Origin of the sequence: Planktothrix sp. (assembly GCF_046067725.1) — a bacterium.
GTDB lineage: Bacteria > Cyanobacteriota > Cyanobacteriia > Cyanobacteriales > Microcoleaceae > Planktothrix.
Genome location: NZ_JBJUDF010000149.1, coordinates 1 through 14,772, shown reverse-complemented (window position 1 = coordinate 14,772; position 14,772 = coordinate 1). Strand labels below are relative to the sequence as shown.

The 14,772-nt window shown below is 41.3% G+C and carries 15 protein-coding genes; 4 read left to right on the top strand and 11 right to left on the bottom strand.

The genetic code is table 11. The features are described from left to right. Window positions 1-161: 161 nt before the first annotated feature. Entirely contained in the window at window positions 162-1,424 is a 1,263-nt protein-coding gene (locus tag ACKPEB_RS08740; protein WP_408964502.1) for a M16 family metallopeptidase, read from the top strand. Window positions 1,425-1,545: 121 nt separating this feature from the next. On the opposite strand, the gene nuoK is transcribed toward ACKPEB_RS08740, so the two are convergent. From nuoK to ACKPEB_RS08705, 7 genes are all read right to left on the bottom strand, one after another. Next, entirely contained in the window at window positions 1,546-1,857 is a 312-nt protein-coding gene (nuoK, locus tag ACKPEB_RS08735; protein ID WP_408964501.1) for a photosynthetic/respiratory NAD(P)H-quinone oxidoreductase subunit E, read from the bottom strand. A gap of 109 nt (window positions 1,858-1,966) precedes the next feature. Next, window positions 1,967-2,584 carry an NADH-quinone oxidoreductase subunit J gene (locus ACKPEB_RS08730; RefSeq protein WP_408964500.1) on the bottom strand — a complete coding sequence of 206 codons (618 nt, stop codon included), beginning with the start codon at window positions 2,582-2,584 and terminating at the stop codon, window positions 1,967-1,969. Window positions 2,585-2,666: 82 nt separating this feature from the next. Continuing rightward, complete coding sequence (gene ndhI / locus ACKPEB_RS08725; RefSeq protein WP_408964499.1) at window positions 2,667-3,257, bottom strand: photosynthetic/respiratory NAD(P)H-quinone oxidoreductase subunit I; 591 nt, start codon at window positions 3,255-3,257, stop codon at window positions 2,667-2,669. A gap of 141 nt (window positions 3,258-3,398) precedes the next feature. After that, entirely contained in the window at window positions 3,399-4,517 is a 1,119-nt protein-coding gene (gene nuoH, locus ACKPEB_RS08720; RefSeq protein WP_408964498.1) for an NADH-quinone oxidoreductase subunit NuoH, read from the bottom strand. Window positions 4,518-4,770: 253 nt separating this feature from the next. Then, the gene (locus tag ACKPEB_RS08715; protein WP_408964497.1) at window positions 4,771-5,943 is read right to left on the bottom strand and encodes a citrate synthase; all 1,173 of its coding nucleotides are present in this window, start codon (window positions 5,941-5,943) and stop codon (window positions 4,771-4,773) included. 119 nt (window positions 5,944-6,062) lie between these two features. Next, window positions 6,063-6,560: a phosphohistidine phosphatase SixA gene (sixA, locus tag ACKPEB_RS08710; RefSeq protein ID WP_408964496.1), complete on the bottom strand. Its 498-nt coding sequence runs from the start codon at window positions 6,558-6,560 to the stop codon at window positions 6,063-6,065. Window positions 6,561-6,717: 157 nt separating this feature from the next. Further along, on the bottom strand, window positions 6,718-7,215 hold the full coding sequence (locus tag ACKPEB_RS08705) for an HNH endonuclease (RefSeq protein WP_408964495.1): 498 nt from the start codon (window positions 7,213-7,215) through the stop codon (window positions 6,718-6,720). A gap of 206 nt (window positions 7,216-7,421) precedes the next feature. Here ACKPEB_RS08705 and alr point away from each other — a divergent pair, with 206 nt between their 5' ends. From alr to ACKPEB_RS08690, 3 genes are all read left to right on the top strand, one after another. Then, window positions 7,422-8,645: an alanine racemase gene (alr, locus tag ACKPEB_RS08700; protein WP_408964494.1), complete on the top strand. Its 1,224-nt coding sequence runs from the start codon at window positions 7,422-7,424 to the stop codon at window positions 8,643-8,645. A gap of 406 nt (window positions 8,646-9,051) precedes the next feature. Then, window positions 9,052-9,996 (top strand): spermidine synthase, encoded by a 945-nt coding sequence (locus ACKPEB_RS08695; RefSeq protein WP_408964493.1) that lies wholly within the window; start codon window positions 9,052-9,054, stop codon window positions 9,994-9,996. Window positions 9,997-10,172: 176 nt separating this feature from the next. Continuing rightward, window positions 10,173-10,769, top strand: coding sequence for a M23 family metallopeptidase (locus tag ACKPEB_RS08690; protein ID WP_408964492.1), 597 nt, complete (start codon window positions 10,173-10,175; stop codon window positions 10,767-10,769). A gap of 209 nt (window positions 10,770-10,978) precedes the next feature. On the opposite strand, the gene ACKPEB_RS08685 is transcribed toward ACKPEB_RS08690, so the two are convergent. From ACKPEB_RS08685 to ACKPEB_RS08670, 4 genes are all read right to left on the bottom strand, one after another. Further along, on the bottom strand, window positions 10,979-11,440 hold the full coding sequence (locus ACKPEB_RS08685; RefSeq protein WP_408964491.1) for a VOC family protein: 462 nt from the start codon (window positions 11,438-11,440) through the stop codon (window positions 10,979-10,981). Window positions 11,441-11,444: 4 nt separating this feature from the next. Then, window positions 11,445-11,822 (bottom strand): hypothetical protein, encoded by a 378-nt coding sequence (locus ACKPEB_RS08680; RefSeq protein WP_408964490.1) that lies wholly within the window; start codon window positions 11,820-11,822, stop codon window positions 11,445-11,447. Window positions 11,823-12,003: 181 nt separating this feature from the next. Further along, window positions 12,004-12,132 (bottom strand): hypothetical protein, encoded by a 129-nt coding sequence (locus ACKPEB_RS08675; RefSeq protein ID WP_408964489.1) that lies wholly within the window; start codon window positions 12,130-12,132, stop codon window positions 12,004-12,006. Window positions 12,133-12,456: 324 nt separating this feature from the next. After that, the coding region (locus tag ACKPEB_RS08670; RefSeq protein WP_408964488.1) for an Ig-like domain-containing protein at window positions 12,457-14,772 on the bottom strand (2,316 nt) is incomplete at its 5' end.

Below are 14,772 nucleotides of genomic sequence, written 5' to 3'. Positions count from 1 at the left end.
AACAGTCTGTCACAGACGACCTACAGACCTTGTATACAACGTCTCTACTCTAGGATGATATTTTTTTGTGTATTTTCCTCTAGTTGCCAGTCAATAGAAAAGCTGGTAAAATCAACTCATTCATCGTAGGCTAGATTCAGTGGAGTTGAATCCTTAACAATTTGTCTCAAGTTTTAATACCTTCAACGTTTCCTGCCAGCACCTTTAAGTTAAACAATGGTTTAACAGTCATTCATCAGCACATTCGGTGTACCACTGTTGTAGTTGTTGATGTATGGGTACGGGCTGGAGCTATTTATGAACCCGATATGTGGTCAGGGATGGCTCACTTTTTAGAACACATGATTTTTAAAGGCACAGAGTGCATTGGCCCTGGTGTGTTCGATCAAGTGATTGAAAGTTGCGGAGGGGTCGCCAATGCTGCCACCAGCCACGATTATGCTCATTTTTATATTACAACTGCCCCTCAATATTTAAAGGAAACATTACAGGCTTTAGGGGATTTATTATTACACGCTTCGATTCCTGAGAGCGAGTTTAATCGAGAACGAGATGTGGTTTTAGAAGAAATTCGTCAAGCCACTGATGATCCTGATTGGCTAAGTTTTCAAGCTTTGATGGAAATTGTCTATGAACGTCATCCCTACAGTCGTTCGGTTTTGGGTACAGAAGCTAAATTAATGGAACACTCGCCTTATGAAATGCGGTGCTTCCATCGCTCTCGTTACCAACCTGACAACATGGCTATTGTTATTATTGGGGGTGTGGAAGAACAACAAGCACTGGATTTAGTGACGGAAGCTTTTGGTGATTTTTTACCTCCGGCTCATTATCCCCATCTTTATGAAACTGTTCGCCCCCAAATTCAAGCGATTCGTCGCCAAGAACTGCGTTTACCTTATCTTGAAGAAGCACGATTAACCTTAGCTTGGACAGGGCCAGGGGTTGAACATTTAAGACAAGCTTATGGACTGGATTTAATTTCTTCTGTGATTGCATCAGGACGAACTTCTCGATTAGTCCAAAAATTACGGGAAAAACTTCAGCTTGTCCATGATATTTGCAGTGATTTTTCTCTACAACAAGAGTCTAGCTTATTTACCATTAGTGCGTTATTACAACCAGAAAATTTAGAGAAAGTTGAAGGGTTGATTTGTGAAGAACTTCATCAATTAATGACTCAGCCGATTTCAGATGCAGAACTCAGGCGAAGTCAACGTTTTCTCTGTAATGACTATGCCTTTTCAACGGAGACCCCCGGACAGTTAGCTGGATTATATGGCTATTATTTCACGGTGGCGAAACCTGAATTATCCGTAACTTATCCTGAACAAATTCAATCTTTTCAACCTTTAGAATTGCAGAATATTATGACTGAACTCCTAAGTTTAGACCATTATGCGGTGATGGTGGTTCAGCCATAGGGCAGGGGGAGCAGGGGAAGCAGGGGGAGGGGGTATGATTACATCCTGTAAAGATTTGCTTGGGGGAGTTGATATCGTTAGACGTTCCCTGATAACTGATAACTGATAACTGATAACTGACTTACCACTTTAACAAATTAAATTCTTCCATATCGACCGTATCTCGGTTACGATAAATGGCAAGAACAATTGCTAAACCCACGGCAGCTTCCGCCGCAGCAACAGTAATTACAAAGACAGTAAAAACTTGACCTTTAATATTAGCAGAATCTAAAAAATTAGAAAATGCCATTAAATTCAAATTAACTGCATTTAATAATAATTCAATCGACATTAACACTCGAACGGCATTACGGCTAGTAATTAATCCATAAATTCCAATGCAAAAAAGAGCCGCTGCTAATAATAAAAAATACTCCAGTTGTAATTCCATAGTCTTCTAATTTTCTCCAATTTCCTTGATTTTAAAAAACAACCCTTCAACAAGTTCAGGGCGAGTAAAAGTTTTCTGTTTCTATCCCTTTTCCAAAATCCTTTTAACCCTAACGCTCTTGAGGGCGATCGCTCCCGACAGAAATTAACTCACGGGGACGTTCTTGTAACGTTAAAACGGGAGGTTCAGTTTTTTGTGTTGGTGGAACATCAGGAAGATAATCTCGACGAGCTAGAATAATCGCTCCCACCATTGCCATTAATAAAAACACCGAAGCTAACTCAAAAGGTAATAAGAAGTCGCTAAAAAAGTGTTGTCCAATTAAGGCAATGGAACCTTCAACAGGTGCAACAACGGGAGTAATTGACCAAGAAGTAGACAACACCATTGTTCCTAACAAGGCAAATAATCCCACACAAACAACCGCCGTTGCTCCTTTGCGAAGCCAAGTCAGAGGAAGTTCTTTAAAGGCTTCTCTCTTGTTGACTAACATAATCCCAAATAGGATCAGAACATTCACTGAACCCACATAAATTAAAACTTGTGCGGCGGCAACAAAATCAGCATTCAGGAGAATATATAACCCTGCAATACTAATAAATACTCCACCGAGCAAAAATGCAGAATAGACGATATTATTGAGCAGCACCACACCTAATGCAGCTGCAATCATCATAATGGCAAGAATGCCAAACGCAACAAATTGAACTCCTTCTGCTAGATTCACAACTTAATCATCCCTTAGTTAAAGTATTTAGACGGGTTTAGAAGCAATTAACCGTTGACGGTTCCCTGTCAACGGTCAACCGTTATTCTTTTTTTTCCATTTGTTCAATCATGGACTCTGGGCGTAACCCAGCACGACGAGCCGTTTCCGGCAGATCATGGGGATCAATTTCCCCAGCCGGTAAGTAAGCAAATTCCCGTAAAGGCGTGACCATGGGATCATTCGTGACCTTATAGGGTAGACGACCGAGAGCGACGTTATCATAGTTCAACTCATGACGGTCATAGGCAGCTAATTCATACTCCTCCGTCATGGAAAGGCAATTGGTCGGGCAGTATTCCACACAATTTCCACAGAAAATACAAACCCCAAAATCAATACTGTAGTGTTTAAGCTGCTTTTTCTTGCTTTCCTTGTTATAGTTCCAATCCACCACCGGTAAATTAATTGGACAGACGCGAACACAAACTTCGCAAGCAATACATTTGTCAAATTCAAAATGAATCCGTCCTCGAAACCGTTCAGAAGGAATCAATTTTTCGTAGGGGTATTGAACGGTAATGGGGCGACGACGCATATGATCAAAGGTGACAGAAAGACCTTGACCGATATATTTGGCAGCTTCAAAGGTTTCTTTCGCGTATTCGGTGACTTGGTTCAAAAACTTTAGCATAGTGTCTACCACAGAACAGATGAAAGCTGATCACGGATTGAACACCAATTAATCGGATTTTATGAAGGTTACTGATTCTTTGAAAATCCTTTAATCTGTTGAATCCGTGTTAAGGAATCGGAGTTGACAAGCGAGCACGGCTTATCCACCAAAAGCAACGGGGAAAGCCAACTTCAGCGCGGCAGTTAACAGCAAATTCACTAAACCAACGGGTAGTAAAAATTTCCAACCCAGATTTAACAGTTGGTCAATCCGCACGCGAGGAACTGTCCAACGCAATAAAATCGCTGTAAAGACCAACAGATAAGCTTTTAAAACCGTCATGGTGATGCCAAGCATCGCCAAAATCACTTGTAACCAGGGTGTAGTTTCACTTAAGCCTAAGACTTGAGCTACCTGATCAACCGGAATTGGGAAATCCCAACCCCCCAGGTATAAAACCGCTACCATCAAGGATGACAGCACCAAATTGACATAAGACGCTAAATAATACAGAGCAAACTTCATCCCTGCATATTCAGTTTGATAACCAGCCACCAGTTCTTCTTCCGCTTCAGGTAAATCAAACGGTAAGCGTTCACATTCGGCTAAGGCTGCAATCCAGAAGATGAGAAATCCAACGGGTTGACGCCAAATATTCCAACCTAAAATCCCATAGCCGGACTGCTGATTAACAATATCCAAGGTACTCATACTATTGGACATCATCACCACAGCCAGAACCGCTAAAGCCAGGGGAATTTCATAACTAATCGATTGTGCCGCAGCCCGTAACCCCCCTAATAAAGAATATTTATTATTGGAGGCATAACCCGACATTAACAATCCAATCGGTTGAATACTAGACAGAGCAATCCACAGAAAAATAGCGGTTCCTAAATCCGTAATTACCATGTTTTGTCCAAACGGGACAACCAGATAGGACAAAAACACGGGAATTGCTACAATAATAGGCCCCAAAGTAAATAACCAAGGGTCTGAATTGGTGGGGATCGTATCTTCTTTAAACAGTAATTTCAAACCATCAGCTAAAGGAGCTAAGGTTCCCATCGGGCCAATATATTCAGGGCCGATTCGTTGTTGGGCTGCGGCGGAAATTTTCCGTTCGAGCCAGACCGTTGCTAACACACCAACGGTTGCTCCTACCAGCATCAGTGCCATGGGCAGAGGTAGCCAAAGCAATTTAGCAATCTCTGACGGTAAGCCCAAACCGGTTAGGCCTTCTACAAAAATTCCTTGTAAGTCAATTCCTGGGTTCATGGAATTTGTGATCCGCAACAATGGATGCTTGATTAATCTAAAAACAGCAACGTAAAGATTTTTTAATACTTTACCGTAAACCAGTATAGCGTTTGACCGTCGTTAAAATTTAAGCGAACTCTCCGAGTTTGCTTATCTGTTTGATTAAGAATATTGAGATATCGGCAAGAAAAAGCACCTGTGGTCTGTTGTCCGTCGTCTGTTGACGATTGAGGGTTAACAGACAACAGCCTTCAGATGCAACTTCTACTCCTTACAAGGATGAATCTTCTAGGCTAATGGCACAATTGCGTTCATCGATAGGAACGTAGGTTTCATTGTGAGAACCCGTATAAATTTGAGTCGGGCGGAAGATGCGGTTTTTGGTCAGTTGTTCTTTCCAGTGAGCTAACCAACCGGAAACACGAGCGATCGCAAAAATTGGGGTAAATAAATCCGAGGGAATCCCTAACTTGCGGTAAACCAGACCCGAATAGAAATCAACATTAGGATAAATACCTTTTCCCCCTAAACGATCAGCCACAACCCGTTCTAATTCCAGAGCAATTTCATAATATTGATCATGGCCAAACTTCTCAAACAGTTTTTCGGCTAATTGCTGCAAAATCGTAGCACGGGGGTCTTTAACTTTATACACCCGATGTCCGAATCCCATAATCTTAGATTTTTGAGCGATCAGACTATCTACATAGGGAGCGACATTTTCAGGTGCACCAATTTCTTCTAACATCACTAAAACTTCTTCATTCGCCCCCCCATGCAATGGCCCTGCCAAAGTACCAACGGCTGAAGCAATCACCGCATAGGGATCGGTTAAGGTAGAAGCAGTCACCATCGCCGAGAATGTAGAAGCATTAATCGTGTGTTCGGCATGAAGGGTGAGACAGACATCAAACACCGACGCTGCTAAGGGATCAGGTTCCTTTTCACTCAACATATACAGGAAATTGGCGGAATAATCTAAATCATCACGGGGTTGTACCGGATCATTTCCTTTCCGCATTAATTGGAACGCAGCAACCATCGTGGGAATTTTAGCGACTAAGCGCACCACCGCTTCACGGATATATTGAGGATTATCCAAAGCCCGACGAGAATAGAATAATCCTAAAGCCGCCGCCGAGGTTTGTAGGGCATCCATCGGATGACCCGTTTCGGGAAAGCATTTCATCATGTCCCGAATCCGATATTTAATCCGTCGATGGTAGCGAATTTCATGCTCAAATGCAGCTAATTCATCTTGAGTCGGAAGTTTTCCCCAAATTAACAAATAAGAAGTTTCCAGAAAGGTACTATACTTAGCAAGTTGCTCAATACTAATTCCTCGGTACTCCAGAATGCCTTTTTGTCCATCAACGTAGCTAATGCTAGACAAGGTGGCTGGAACGCCTTCAAGACCGGGTTTGAATTCACTAACAGCCGTCATAGAAGTTTATGTATGTATGTGGATCTTTCTCAAGGTACATTATCAGAGTAGTTAATAGTGTTTTCGTTTTAACAGGAATTTATTAACTTTCCAACGGCTTTAGGGAAGGGATCAACAGCTTAAGCGATCAAAAATTTAGGAGGAGTTAACCAGAAAAGTTGACTCTGACCGATGGGAGAACCCTCTGATGAGAGGGAGATCCCGATCACCCCTGCTTTTTTGACAATTAAGCAGTCTCGATACTCCCCCCAGAGTAATAATTCTGCCCAATGACCCAAATCCGGTTGATGTCCGACTAAAGCTAATGCTTTACTCGGTTTTGTTTTCCAGTGGTTGTACCAATTTACCCAATCATGAATATTACCTGAAGGCGCTAACGCTGCACATTCTTCTAACTGCTGTGATAATCCTGCGGCTTTGAGAATTTCTGCGGTTTGGCGGGCGCGGATTAGGGGACTGGTCAGGATGACATCAAATTCTAATTCTAACTCTTTGAGGCGATCGGCAACTTTTCGAGTTTTGCGATCTCCTTCTTTCGTTAACGGGCGTTCATCATCATTTTGATACGTTCCGTGTTCTGCTGCAATTCCGTGCCGAATTAAGTATAAATCCGTCATAAAAATTTTTTCAATTCAGAATCAACATTTAATTAAGAATTACCAATTACAATTCGTAATTCTTAATTCGTAATTCTTAATTTTTAACAGATTAAGAACCGATCAACACCTGAAACCCGACTAACAAAAAACCCCTGTATTTGATATAGACAGGGGCTTAAAGACCAATAATATATTTTTGCCACTCTTTGTTCATGCCACTTTTGACGTGCTTCGTCACTTCAAAATAGAGGCTGCTGTAGGGTTTTCGCGGCGGTATTCGCAACGTCATCCCCGCTTCTTTTGGTGTGCGACTGCCTTTTTTGACATTGCACTGGACACAAGCCGAAACCAGATTTTCCCAAGAATCAGCACCTCCACGAGAACGCGGAATCACGTGATCCAAAGTTAAATCATCTCCGGTGTGACCACAGTATTGACAAGAATGACTATCCCGGTGCAGGATATTCTTTCGGGTTAATGGAATATCCTTATAAGGAACCCGAACATAGTGGCGAAGTCGGATGACCGTTGGCAATGGAAAATCGGGAAGAATGAATTTTCCATTATGTTCGACTTGCTCGGCTTTTTCTTTGAGCAACAAGATCACCGCCCGTCGCCAAGTCGTAATATTGAGTGGCTCATAGGAGGCATTCAAAACTAACACATTACCCATTGTCTGGATTCTGTAATAAGATTTGACCGATATTAACACAGCTTAACGTTTTCAGGGGTTAATCGGCAAAAATACAGTCAACCTGATTGATCGCTGCTATCAATCGGACAGTTGACAATCGAGTAGAAAGCTGTAAATAACTGGTAGGGCAATTTTTTTGATTAGAAATTGTCAATTTCGTTTTGGGTTGAGGAGTCAATTAAAATATGGTAAGCGGAAAATCAATATCGATTGGAAATAGGGCAAATCAGTGTGTTGATCCATCAGTGGTGAATTCTGAGCTAGAAGTCGGAATTCTTCAACGGGCATGGGTAGAAGTCGATTTAGAAGCATTGAGGGAAAATGTTCGCCAAATTCAACAAATATTGTCTAGCCAAACTCAATTAATGGCGGTTGTCAAAGCCGATGCCTATGGACATGGGGCAGTTTCGGTGGCAAAAACCGTTTGTCAGGCTGGTGTTGGGTGGTTAGCGGTAGCCACGCTTCCAGAGGGGATCGAATTACGGGAAGCCGGAATTAAAAAACCCATTTTAGTATTAGGGGCAATCCATACCCCAGGGGAAGTACAAGCGATCGCCCATTGGCAACTACAACCGACACTATGTACACCTCAACAGGCATTATTATTTTCAGAAACATTAAGTTCCTTGAATCAATGTTTAGAGGTGCAAATTAAGATTGATACGGGAATGTCTCGGTTAGGAACACCTTGGCAACAAGGATTAGAATTTTTCCAATTAGTGCAACGATTACCCAATTTAGAATTAGCTGGAATTTATTCTCATTTTGCTACAGCCGATAGTCCAGATCCAACGATAATGCGACAACAACATTATCGTTTTGAAAATGTAATTCATGAAATTCGGGAGCATTGGGAATCTAACAAGAAAGCAAAATTTCCGTTATTACATATTGCCAATTCGGCAGCAACCTTAGCTGATTCTAATTTACATTATGATCTAGTACGAATTGGATTAAGTCTTTATGGTCTTTATCCAGCCCCCCATTTAGAATCTGCCGTTGCCTTAAAACCCGTTATGCAAATTAAAGCACGGGTGACACAAGTTAAAATTATTGAAGCGGGAACGGGGGTGAGTTATGGTTATCAATTTATTGCCAAAAAACAAACTAGAATTGCTGTAGTTGGGATTGGTTATGCTGATGGAATTCCTCGGAATTTATCTAATAAAATGAAAGGGTTAATTCGAGGTCAATTTGTCTCTCAAATCGGAGCAATTACAATGGATCAAATTATGTTAGATGTTAGTAATATTCCTGATTTACAAGTGGGAGAAGTTGTCACGTTATTAGGTCAGGATGGAGATTATTCTATTTCTGCGGATGATTGGGCAAATACATTAGGTACGATTTCTTGGGAAATCTTGTGTGGTTTTAAACATCGGCTTCCTCGGGTTAATATTAAACAATAAAAATCTGATATTCGGTTTTTGATGTTCAATCTCGATCCGCGCTATAACTAACATCAGAAACCGGGTTCTATCGGTATGAATTGATCAAGATATAGCGCTACTTTTCGAGGGAACAGCTTAACTGTAAGAACTGAAAGGGTTTGCTGGATTAACTCCGAAGTCCTAACCGTAATGCGTAGCGCTATAGATGGTATAGCAGGTAAAGTTATTCTGTTGCCATACCACAATTCAGGAACAAAGCAAAGCCATCATTAAGGACTTAAGGTCAGGTACGGTTGCAATGATTCGTGTTTTGGAATGCTGTACACACAGCAGAAAGATTAATACATTAATAACTTATGCCTGAGCAGATCCAGAATGTTTTACCCTAGAACATTGGATCTGTATATTTTTAGGAGATGTAATTATGGCTGGTAGTGAACTGCAAGCTGATTTTTGGGTAAGTGAGTATATCACACCTTGGGATATTTATGTACATGGAATTACCAAAGTATTAGCTTATAAAAAAACCCCCTATCAAGATATGTATGTTGTGGAAACAGGTGCTTATGGAAAAGCCTTGGTTCTCGATGGTAAATGGCAGTCTTGTACCGGAGATGAATTTCTCTATCATGAACCTTTAGTTCATGTCGCTTCGGTTTATCATGGTGCTCCTAAAAAAGTTGCGGTGTTGGGGGGCGGAGAAGGAGCAACCATTCGGGAAGTGTTACGCTGGAAAACGCTTGAATGTGTAGCAATGATTGACTTGGATGGAGATGTGGTCGAAGCTTGTAAACAACATCTTCCAGAAATGCACTTAGGAGCTTTTGATGATCCTCGCACCCAACTGATTATCGGAGATGCTATTGATTTCTTAGAACAAACTCAAGAAAAATGGGATATTGTGATTTCGGATTTATCCGATCCCATTGAAGAGGGGCCATCTTTCAAACTCTTCACCAAAGAATATTTTGAGAAAATTCGCCAAATTTTAACCCCGGATGGCTATGGCGTGATTCAAGCTGGCCCAGTTTCCCCTAATGAACTGAAACTGCACGTGCGCTTGGTGAATACCTTAAAAACGGTCTTTCCTCATGTTCACTCCTATACCAGTTATATTTCAACCTACGGTAGTCCCTGGAGTTTTATTATCGTTTCTAACCAAGCGATGAATACTCGTCCTGACCCGGACAGGGTGAATCAAATCTTACAAGAAAACACCACTGGGGGGTTAAAGATGTTTGATGGCACAACCATGTTAGGGATGTTACAAATTCCTAAACATTTACGGGATGCGATCGCTACTGAAACCCAAATTTATACTTTAGCAGAACCTCCGAAATTTTTTGGCAAAGGAGCCAATGCAGAATAAAGCGTTAAATCTTTAAAGGGGTTATTGCGGTCGGGTTTTAGGTGTTTGGGTCGGCATCTGGTTAACAAATCACCAAAATCGAGTAAAATACAGCCTGATGCCTGGGTGTTATCCACTGAAACGTGATCAAAAATTCGACTAACAACCCCTTTTTGGTGATTGAGGAGTCAAACGGAATGGCAAAATCTAAATTATTACGTCCCCACAAACTTCTTTTACTGGCGGGTTTAATGGGTCTGGGTTTTTTAGGGCTGGGATGGAAACAACAGTTTGCCAAAGCTCAAAATACGGAAGTTGCAACCGGTTTAAACTGGTCAGGCGCGTCCTTCCCGGTGGAAAACTTTCAAGAATATACCTCTCCCTTTGGATATCGAGGGTCTGGTTTTCACTATGGTTTAGATTTAGCAGCACCTCAAGGCAGTTATATTCGTAACTGGTGGCAAGGAACGGTTGTGGAAGTTTGGCAAGATGATCGTTGTGGGACTGGAATTGCGATTCAGTCTGGCCAATGGGAACATATTTATTGCCATATTCAAGGCTATGTCGAAAAAACCAGTCAAGGGACTTATTTTATTGACCGAGAAGGTGGAATTCAACTTTGGGAAGGTCAACAAGTGCCTTCAGGAACAAGAATTGCCAGAGTGGGGATGACCGGACGGACAACGGGCCCCCACCTGCATTGGGGTTTAAAACATAGCGGTCGTTGGGTTGATCCCGGTCGTGTGTTACGCTCGATGTATAATCAGCAAATTCAACAAGCGAATCGAGGATAGGTTAACGGTTGAGGATGTTCTCCTGAGCACCGATAACAATAAAGTTTTGTAAAAAAATTGAGTAACTCTTGATACAATAGTTAATGTGAGATTTGAAAATTTCTACCCGCAGGCAGATGAAGGAACGCGGCGTTTAGGATTCTTCAAGTCAAAACAACAACGGTATCCATGAATATAGACCAGCAGGTTAAATTCTAAGCTGGTCTTTTTTATTCGGGATCACAGCGAATTTCAATGATAAAACCATCGGGGTCGTAGAAATAAATGCCACGTCCGGTGGGTCGGGTGACGGGGCCGTGATCCATTACAATAGAATTTGCGTGCAAGACTTCTACTGCTTGTTCAAAAGCTTCTGGCGCAATATCAAAAGCTAAATGATTAACGCGAGTAAAGGCTTTTTTAGGATCAGGATCAGGGGGGTTTAAATCGGGTTCAGCAAATAAATCAATTACAGTTCCATCTGGGGTCACAAAATTAGCGACTTTTCCCGCTTCAACCAGAGATTTTAATGTGCTGGGCACTTCATCCCCGATTAATTCATGTAATCCTAAGATTGTACCATAAAAATATCGAGATTTTTGTAAATCAACCACATTAAATGCAATGTGATGAACTCGGCGTAGAAGTCCTGGGGATAAAACTTTGGGGGATATTGTTTCAGTGGATTTCATCAGTTTAGTTAAAGCCTAATTTTTGAACTTTGCCGATCATTTTTTGAGCGGATAAAACAATTTTTTCAATTACAAATTTTAAACGAGATGGAGATTGAACCGCCCAAATATTAATAATTAAACAGGTGGTTCCTAATGATAATAGAATATAGGTGGGAATCATGACCACACCAATCATAAACCAGGAGAAAACGTGCAAGACCATCAACCCTGAATATAAACTGGCAAATCCCGCAATTAAAACAATTTGAGAAGCCGGACGGTTTAAACCAATAAAAATTAAAGTTTGTAAGGTTGCTAATAAATTAAACGGCACTAAAAAGGCACAAATTTCTAAACAGTTCGCACGAGAAAACTCAGCAATTGTAGTTAAATCGATCATGTTGAAAACTCTGATTTCTATGAATGACTTGAAATTTAATATTTTTTAGGTTTTAAGCTTTCTCCTATAACGTTTAATTCGATGGGTTAATCGTTTATTGATTCAGTTTATTGATTCAAATTGTACAAAACAATATTATCAATAATTAAAGTTTTTTGCTTTCTGTCCAAAGGCTGAACTCCTACTGATCACGGTTTCTTTTTTTTAAGGCTGTTGTCCAGAAATTGGTAAACATCATTAAGAAACTACCAACAATAATCACTAAAGCAAGTCCAACGGGAACCGCAGTTTCTAAATCAATATTTTCCATTGTTATGGGCTAAATTTATTCAAGAGATACCTTAACACAGATGTTTATGCTTAGGGAAGGGTTCTCATTTCTGAGCTTTAGCTATTGAGTTCCGGCTTTTGGCGACCTTGAGCAACAGTGAACTACCCCCGCTTCTCTACGGTGTCCAACTTCAACGGGGATAGTATCAGAAGAAACAGAAAGTTGGCTTAAACCACTGACACCCCCTCAACACAGTCTGTATCTCGTCAGAAAGATAACAGAAGAAAATATTGGAGACGAAGTACATTTGGCGTTGGCTTAGGCTGACGGTGTGGCTACCCGTCAGCTACTATACCTCACTTCCTAGCTAACTACTATCAAGCGATCAATATCTGAGGAATTAATTAAGGTACTATCAAAACCCAATAGTTTTACAAGTTCCTCTCCCGTATTGGCAAGTTTAATGATTGTATTACCATTAACGGTTGTGATTTGCAACGCTTCAAGACTTAATCCGCCTGTTAACTGAATTTGATCTTCACCTAGAGTAAAATCATTAATCAGATCTACTCCTGTATTCCCTGCAATATAAAAGCGATCGCGTCCTTTACCTCCGATTAAAATATCATTTCCTACATCTCCAAATAGGTGATCATCGCCTTCTCCTCCATCTAAGAAATCATCTCCTTGTCCACCATAAAGGTTGTCATTTCCTACATCTCCAAACAAGTTATCATTGTCTTGATTTCCAAATAGCAAATCATGATCTTTTCCACCATAGAGAAGATCTCCAGCAGCCCCGCCATGAGCTTCATCATCTCCTTGACCTAATGCTATGGTTTGGCTTAGTTTATCTCCAACAACAATATTTTTTCCGACATCGCCCAAGAGTTGCATTTGCCCCCTTAATAAAGCAACATTAATCTTTTGGAGTTGAATAATAGAATTGGGCAAATCCGTACTATCAATCAAGCTGATTTGTTGATTTTTGATTCCTGTTTGCTGTGATAAAGCTACATTGGCTTGCATCAAAATTGGCTGAGGACTCGGCAAATCCTCTGGCAATTGGGAGAAAGGAGCAACCAGAGAGAAATCCCATTGGGTATTAGCATCAAACCGAGTTAAAATTTGTTGAGCCAATTGATTGAGTTCAGAAGATTCAGTTCCTAGCGTTTCTTGAAGATCAGCTTGTAAATTTTGCAAGGTGCGATTATTTACCGTCAACATTGCACCGCCAATCTTTTCAGGGACAGAAACTTCAAAGCTTTCTCGATTGAAATGTTCAAATATTTCCTGATTCGTCGCGTTGGCGTTAATCGGTTGTTCAGAAATACTCAATTTCTGGGGAACTTCCAGAGGGAATACAATACCCCCATTGGAATTCAATACATAATAATGCTGAGAAAATCTATCGTCTCCTGGATCTAACAGGGGGATAGAATTAAGATTCTCAGATGCAAGATCATCAACAAAGGATATCACATCATATTGAGGTGCGATTAAGTTTTCGTGAGATTCCATTCCCTTACGCCCGTAATCATCGTCGTCATCATTGCTACGCTGTCTCTGCAAAAGACTGGGGGCAATTAAGCCACCAGGCCCCGTAAACTTCCTGACACTAAAAAAGTTAAAAGCCTCCATGTGAGTTAACGTGATTTGAGTGTATCTGAGTCTGCTAAATGATCTAGGTCGACTTAGAGCGGAACTGCCAAACTGTCTCAAACCTAATCGATTTAGCAAAACAAATTGTTGATCACTTATTGAGTTCAATAGTCTTACAGCGTTAGATGAATTTCCTGCGCTTTGTATTAGGTCTACAAAGGCAGGATTTGTAAATGCATCAAGACCCACACCACTAGATGTCATTTTAGATAACAATGCTTGAACTATCGGCTTGGGATCTCCATAATTTGACGCTGTTTGAAATACTGGTAGTGCCTCTAGTTGTGCTGGGGTAAGCCCCAGACTTGCAGCCGTCGCGTTAATGAAATTTACATTTCGGTTGTCTGATGGGCTAAAGTTAGTCAGTTGATCAATGACGGTATTCTGTTGGTTAAAATTGCCTGCTTCATCAGTAACAGTATTGGCTGGAAGTGTAACCGAAACATTCCCAGAGGTTGTCATTCCCGTGATCTCTACCTCATAGATGCTCCCACTACCTGTAATTTTTGCAGTTTTGGGGTTCGCAGTTCCTCCTAAAAGGAGATCATTCGCTTCAAACCCCTTAACCGGTTCACTAAATGTAACCTTCAAGTAAACAGTATTGTTAGAGAAGGGACGATTTTGCTCAAGGGTAACTGTCGGAGGAGTGGTATCACCAGGAGGTAATGGTGTTGGGGTAGGGGCTAAGGTTGGTGTGGGTGTTGGGGTAGGGGCTAAGGTTGGTACTGGGGTCGGTTCTAACGTCGGTGTGGGCGTTGGAGCTATTGTCGGTGTTGGAGTCGGTTCTAACGTCGGTGTGGGCGTTGGAGTTGGTTCTAACGTTGGTGTGGGCGTTGGAGTCGGTTCTAACGTCGGTGTTGGAGTCGGTTCTAACGTTGGTGTGGGCGTTGGAGTTGGTTCTAAGGTTGGTGTGGGTGTTGGAGTCGGTTCTAACGTTGGTGTGGGCGTTGGATTTGGTTCTAACGTTGGTGTGGGCGTTGGAGTCGGTTCTAACGTCGGTGTTGGAGTCGGTTCTAA